The sequence below is a fragment of the Staphylococcus sp. HMSC063F05 genome (genome assembly GCF_001837075.1).
GTDB lineage: Bacteria > Bacillota > Bacilli > Staphylococcales > Staphylococcaceae > Staphylococcus > Staphylococcus epidermidis.
Genome location: NZ_KV831338.1, coordinates 1 through 6,296 on the forward strand (window position 1 = coordinate 1; position 6,296 = coordinate 6,296).

A 6,296-nucleotide genomic window follows, 5' to 3' on the forward strand; every position below is an offset into this window, starting at 1 on the left:
TATTTACTTAGTTTTCTCTTTTTTTATCTCCAATCATTTTACTAACAATACTCATTTTGAAAATAAAAATAAGAACTTAAAGTAAAAAAATGAAGAAAAGAATAGCCTCTTTTGTCTCCAAGTACGTTTTACTTTTGGAAATATTACAAAAAGTAGAGTCTGTTTTCGGAGTCTCAAGTATGAGCATAAGGAAATCCAGTACCACCTTTGGTGGTGTTCAGCATAGCTGAAAGATTTACCTTTTATTCGTTCTGCTCAATTATTCACCATATATAGCTTAAAAGCTTTATATAAAGGTGATTATAAGCATTCTTAGGCATTTGACTAAAGAGGGTGATATCACATTTTATTGCAGACTCTTTACAATTGTTACAAGACCACTTTTAATTGTCAGAATACTCTACTTAACGTTGATTTGACGGGCTTTAAAATTTTTTAGACTCTCGAGAGTCTGATTTTTTTGATATCGAGACTCCATAGAGTCTGTTTTTTTGGACTTTTTTCGTATAAAAAATAAGACCACTTAAGTGTGATCTTATTTTAATTTTTAGGTTTGATTGATCAAATATTGATGTAACAAATGCGTCCTTTTGTACCTCATTTTGTATTTTGTTTTAGCTCTTTTTGACCATATTTCTGTTTAGATTTGGATGTTTTTATAATTTGTTTTTGAATAATAAGGCCTAAATAATTTCTTATTACTTTTATTTTATGTTCATTATAATGAATCATTTAGGGATATGTTTGAGATACTTTATTCAAAAAGTGATGAGTACAAAAATATTTTTATAGCAAAAATGTAAGTGTTTAATATAAAAAATATCACAAGAATTTATCAAACATGAGTAAGACATTTTTCATTTATTTATACTTTATAAGCAGTATGATAAATCATACAAGTGACCAATACGCGCTTTCTAAAAATCATAATTCGACTTAATTATGTACGCTAATATGACTTTGATTATGACTAAGTAGACTTAATAATAAAGGTAATTTGTTTTTTAATAGATAATACTTTTGACATAAGTTCACTTATCGGAAGTCATCTGTAAATCAATTATTAGAAATGGTATAATACAAAGGTCGTCGTTCACTTCTGTGCTGTATTTAGCATGGAAGGAGGTGACATCATGTTCAGTACACTATTTGTAACTATTATAGCTCCTATCGTAGTAGGAGTTATACTCACATTATTTTCTCATTGGCTGAATAATCGTGAGAAGTAATTTAGCGACGACATATAGCTAATACACCAAAAGAGCCCGATAACTATTCGCAGTAGTTATCGGGCTCGGTGTTTATCATGCTAGTACACTATTTGTTAAATTCAGTATATCACCAAGTGTAGATGAATGCAAAAATATAAGAAAAGTAAGTGCAATTCTATAATTAGAATTATTGATTTTCTTTGATACTATAAAATTGCTAACATTAAGGCTAATTAGTTGAATACAAAGACAAGATGGGAGTATTAAATGAAAAAGGTTAAATCATATTTAAAAAACATTCAAAACAACGAAGAGTATCAAAAAGATATAGAATTTCTTGAAAAGAAAAGTAATGGAAGGGAAGACAAAAAACTTATATTAGATATATGCTTTTTATCGACAATTCCCTTGATTTCAATTTATATTACATATTTTTTAAGTTTTTCCAATCCATTTGCAATTTTTATATTAATAATTATAGCTGTGCCAGTTTCTTATAAAATTGCTAAAATTCTATTGGATCATATGTACAAAGATGAGGATAGATTTCTAGCATTATATAGAAACTACGAAAAGGGAAAATTATTATTTCTTACTTTACCTATCATTGGACTCGTATCTATAATAGGAAGTTCATTTCTCTTCGATTATTTAATATTTAAACTGAATAATACGTCTGTAGAAATATTAGGGTCCACTCCTACTGTTGTATATCATATTATTATTTGTTTTATTCAGTCTATGTTCACGACTATGTTTTTAATAATATTTATTTATACTATTTTGGTTCTTATATATGGAAGGTTTACAAAATAAATGACTAGAGTACACCCTAATCATACAAAATAAGTTGTTGAAATTATCGCAATTAGAACGTATGATTAGGGTGTATATTAATTATGGAGTGAAGATGAATGATTATAGGTTATGCGAGAGTATCATCGATAGATCAAAATTTAGAAAGACAATTGGATAATTTAAAGACGTTTGGTGTGGAGAAAATCTTTACAGAGAAACAGTCGGGAAAGTCAGTGGAAAATAGACCTGTATTTCAAGAAGCACTCAATTTTGTCAGAATGGGAGATCGATTCGTTGTGGAATCTATTGATCGTTTGGGACGTGATTATGATGAAATTATTGAAACTGTGAGTTATTTAAAAGAGAAAGACGTTCAGTTAATGATTACCAGCTTACCTATGATGAATGAAGTGATTGGCAATCCATTACTGGATAAGTTTATGAAAGATTTAATCGTTCAAATTTTAGCAATGGTTTCAGAACAAGAGAGAAATGAAAGTAAACGTCGACAAGCGCAAGGAATTCAAGTTGCGAAGGAAAAAGGCGTATATAAAGGGCGCCCCTTACTTTATTCACCAAATGCCAAAGACCCACAGAAACGTATTATTTATCATCGCGTGGTGGAAATGTTAGAAGAAGGGAAAGCAATTAGTAAGATTGCGAAAGAAGTTAATATCACAAGACAGACAGTTTATAGAATTAAGCATGATAAGGGATCATCTTGATAAATGGGTCGTCAATGCAAATAAGAGGCTCTCACAGAGTCTCAAAACTCATATTATATTATTGAAATGATCTTTTAATAATTATACAAGAAAAAAGAGAGTGCGAATTCGCACTCTCTTTTTGTGTAGTAATACTATTTAAATTTTTTATCAATAATGAACGTAATTTAGAAATAATATTTATTGGTATTTCAAGAATATATATATAATTATTTACTAAGTCCATTTAAAAAAATTTGAGAGAACTTGTTCATAAGTTTAATTCTTTCATTAATATTTTGTTCATGTGTAAAGGTAACAATTCCATTAACAGCGTTTGCTGCTATTTTACTAACAGCATTAACATCATTAATACACCATTCGCCATTTAAATTACCCTCCTTAAAAATTACATGATAAGCATCTATATATTTGTTTTCTAATTTATTCATTTTTTCATTAATGCTATTAGTTTTATAATATTCAGTGCAAAATTCAATTATTGCGTTTTGAAGTGGATAATAGTATTCGGTTGTTAAAGATAGTTCATTATATAAATAAAATTTTTCTCTATTAGTTTTACATTTGATTTGTTCCTTTTTCCACTGTTCTTGCCATTTAGATTCTTCTATATTTAAAATTTCTAAAAATAGATTTTCTTTTGTTTTAAAGTGATAATAAAGATTCCCTTTACTACTTTCTGATAATTTAACAATTTCTCCAGTAGTAGTGGCATTATATCCATTTTTTATAAATAATTCCTTTGCGACACCTAGTATTTTATCTTTCAAGTTCATCACGCCTTTAATGAGTATTAAGTACTATCAATGATAGCACAAAAAATTCAAAGAATAATTGTATAACACAATACAGCCATTTAAATTTCGCAAGATTTTTTGTTGTAATATGTAAAAAAATAGATTATAATCCTTATAGACCGGTCGAACGGTCTATAAGGATTGGAGGGAACTTAAATGATTTCATTTTTTACAAAAACTACTGATATGATGACATCAAAAAAAAGATGGACTGCACTAGTAGTATTAGCTGTTAGTTTGTTTGTTGTTACAATGGATATGACAATATTAATTATGGCTTTACCGGAATTAGTAAGAGAGTTAGAGCCTTCTGGTACCCAACAGTTATGGATAGTTGATATATACTCTCTTGTTTTAGCTGGCTTTATAATTCCATTGAGTGCCTTTGCTGATAAATGGGGAAGAAAAAAAGCATTATTAACTGGATTTGCTTTATTTGGCCTCGTTTCATTAGCTATATTTTTCGCAGAAAGTGCAGAGTTCGTAATAGCTATTCGATTTTTACTTGGTATTGCAGGTGCTTTAATAATGCCAACTACTCTTTCAATGATAAGAGTAATTTTTGAAAACCCTAAAGAAAGGGCCACTGCATTAGCTGTATGGTCAATCGTTTCATCGATAGGTGCTGTTTTTGGACCAATTATCGGAGGAGCTTTACTTGAGCAATTTTCATGGCACTCGGCATTTTTAATTAATGTACCGTTTGTGATAATAGCAGTTGTAGCAGGTTTATTTTTATTACCAGAGTCTAAGTTATCAAAAGAAAAGTCTCACTCGTGGGATATTCCTTCTACAATTTTATCAATTGCAGGCATGATTGGACTGGTATGGAGTATCAAAGAATTTTCAAAAGAAGGACTAGCAGATATTATTCCATGGGTTGTAATAGTATTAGCAATTACCATGATAGTGATATTTGTTAAACGTAATTTATCAAGTTCTGATCCAATGTTAGACGTAAGACTTTTTAAAAAGAGATCATTTTCAGCTGGTACAATTGCTGCATTTATGACAATGTTTGCAATGACATCTGTTTTGTTATTAGCTTCACAATGGTTACAGGTTGTGGAAGAACTTTCTCCTTTTAAAGCTGGCTTATACCTATTACCTATGGCAATAGGAGATATGGTGTTTGCACCAATTGCACCCGGATTAGCGGCGCGATTTGGACCGAAAATAGTGTTACCTTCCGGAATTGGAATTGCAGCCATTGGCATGTTTATTATGTATTTCTTTGGTCATCCATTATCATATTCTACAATGGCTTTAGCATTAATTTTAGTTGGAGCTGGTACGGCTTCACTAGCAGTTGCATCTGCTCTAATAATGTTAGAAACACCTACATCAAAAGCAGGTAATGCAGCTGCTGTTGAAGAGTCTATGTATGACCTTGGAAATGTTTTTGGTGTAGCAGTACTTGGTAGCCTATCTTCTATGCTTTATCGTGTATTTTTAGATATTTCATCTTTTTCATCAAAAGGTATAGTTGGAGATTTAGCTCATGTAGCTGAAGAATCTGTAGTGGGCGCTGTCGAAGTAGCTAAAGCTACGGGGATAAAACAGCTTGCAAACGAGGCTGTAACATCATTTAATGATGCTTTTGTAGCAACTGCTTTAGTAGGTGGGATTATCATGATTATCATTTCAATAGTTGTCTATTTGTTAATTCCCAAATCACTTGATATAACTAAACAAAAATAGTACTAAACATATATTTTTAGATATTGTAGATTAGTTTATTTTTAAAATTAGTAATAGTTAAAAAGTAGAACCATTAATTTTAAATGGTTCTACTTTTTTATTATTAAGTAAAATTATAAAAGACAATTTCTTAAATTAATAATATGATATACCTATATCTAATAATTTATTAGTATTAATAAACCTTGAAAGGATGATTAACTGATGAATAGAGCAGATATTTTTAAAATATTTGATGTAGAACTTAATATAACTATATTTTTAGGAGCACTAGTAGCAACTTTCATCTATTTTATAAGTTACATGAACAATGTAAATGAATTAATTACATTATGCTTAACATTAGCTTTTCCTGCATATTTATTAAAAATTAGCAGATCGTTCGAGGTTATTTTATTAGAGGAAAAAATAAAAAATAGTAAAATCAAAATCTGTGACAAAGATAGAATTGAACGAGAGATACTGGTGAAAAAGAACCTAATAGATGAACTATTGTTTCCTAATAGAGTTATTAAAAAATATACACTGACAATTTTAATTTACAGTATAGGTATTATTATTCTTTTACTACTTTGTAATATGTTAAGTTATGGAATTGGTGAAAATGTCAATTTTATCTGGAGATTACTAGCTTGTTATGTAACGAGTGTCACAGTGATTATAGTTGCCTTGATTATAATGATAATGATATTTGATCTTATAATTGGATTACTATTAAATTTTCAAATATTTTTAAAAAATAAAAAGTATGATGACTTTTTATAATTATTCGATTTATATAATGAAAAATTAAATGATTAAACATAGAAACCTCAAAACAAACCATATTTAATAGAGTTTATGGCGCCTTATACAAATAAAGGCTATGCTGTTAAAGAATTATGTAGCTATCTTCAGATTAATATGGATGATGTTTATACTATTGGCGATAGAAAATTGATTTACCTATGTTTAATACCCTAGATAATTCTTCTGATAATTTAGTTTTTGTTAGAGTTTAACATAACTGATGATTATCAGAAGTTCCATCACTATAAAAGGTGTATCAAGGGTTTATAAACTCT

Annotated in this window: 6 protein-coding genes and 1 pseudogene; 6 read left to right on the plus strand and 1 reads right to left on the minus strand. The window is 29.1% G+C overall.

From position 1 onward, the window contains the following. Nucleotides 1–1,133: 1,133 nt before the first annotated feature. The 3 genes from HMPREF2576_RS11680 (at nucleotide 1,134) to HMPREF2576_RS06185 (ending at nucleotide 2,734) form a co-directional block, all read left to right on the plus strand. Complete coding sequence (locus HMPREF2576_RS11680; RefSeq protein ID WP_000493115.1) at nucleotides 1,134–1,229, plus strand: type I toxin-antitoxin system Fst family toxin; 96 nt, start codon at nucleotides 1,134–1,136, stop codon at nucleotides 1,227–1,229. Nucleotides 1,230–1,478: 249 nt separating this feature from the next. Beyond that, complete coding sequence (locus HMPREF2576_RS06180) at nucleotides 1,479–2,027, plus strand: hypothetical protein (protein WP_002441962.1); 549 nt, start codon at nucleotides 1,479–1,481, stop codon at nucleotides 2,025–2,027. Nucleotides 2,028–2,125: 98 nt separating this feature from the next. Next, entirely contained in the window at nucleotides 2,126–2,734 is a 609-nt protein-coding gene (locus HMPREF2576_RS06185; protein WP_000583527.1) for a recombinase family protein, read from the plus strand. Between the two features lie 209 nt (nucleotides 2,735–2,943). On the opposite strand, the gene qacR is transcribed toward HMPREF2576_RS06185, so the two are convergent. Further along, entirely contained in the window at nucleotides 2,944–3,510 is a 567-nt protein-coding gene (gene qacR, locus HMPREF2576_RS06190) for a multidrug-binding transcriptional regulator QacR (RefSeq protein ID WP_001832666.1), read from the minus strand. A 177-nt stretch (nucleotides 3,511–3,687) separates the two neighbouring features. On the opposite strand from qacR, the gene qac reads away from it, so the two are divergent. The 3 genes and pseudogenes from qac to HMPREF2576_RS12640 all read left to right on the plus strand — a co-directional run. After that, on the plus strand, nucleotides 3,688–5,232 hold the full coding sequence (gene qac / locus HMPREF2576_RS06195; RefSeq protein ID WP_002449598.1) for a QacA/B family quaternary ammonium compound efflux MFS transporter: 1,545 nt from the start codon (nucleotides 3,688–3,690) through the stop codon (nucleotides 5,230–5,232). A gap of 204 nt (nucleotides 5,233–5,436) precedes the next feature. Next, nucleotides 5,437–5,997, plus strand: a complete 561-nt coding sequence (locus HMPREF2576_RS06200; RefSeq protein ID WP_001077893.1) for a hypothetical protein — start codon at nucleotides 5,437–5,439, stop codon at nucleotides 5,995–5,997. A gap of 63 nt (nucleotides 5,998–6,060) precedes the next feature. Further along, a pseudogene (locus tag HMPREF2576_RS12640) lies at nucleotides 6,061–6,195 on the plus strand (HAD hydrolase family protein); the annotation flags it as partial. Nucleotides 6,196–6,296 lie beyond the last annotated feature (101 nt).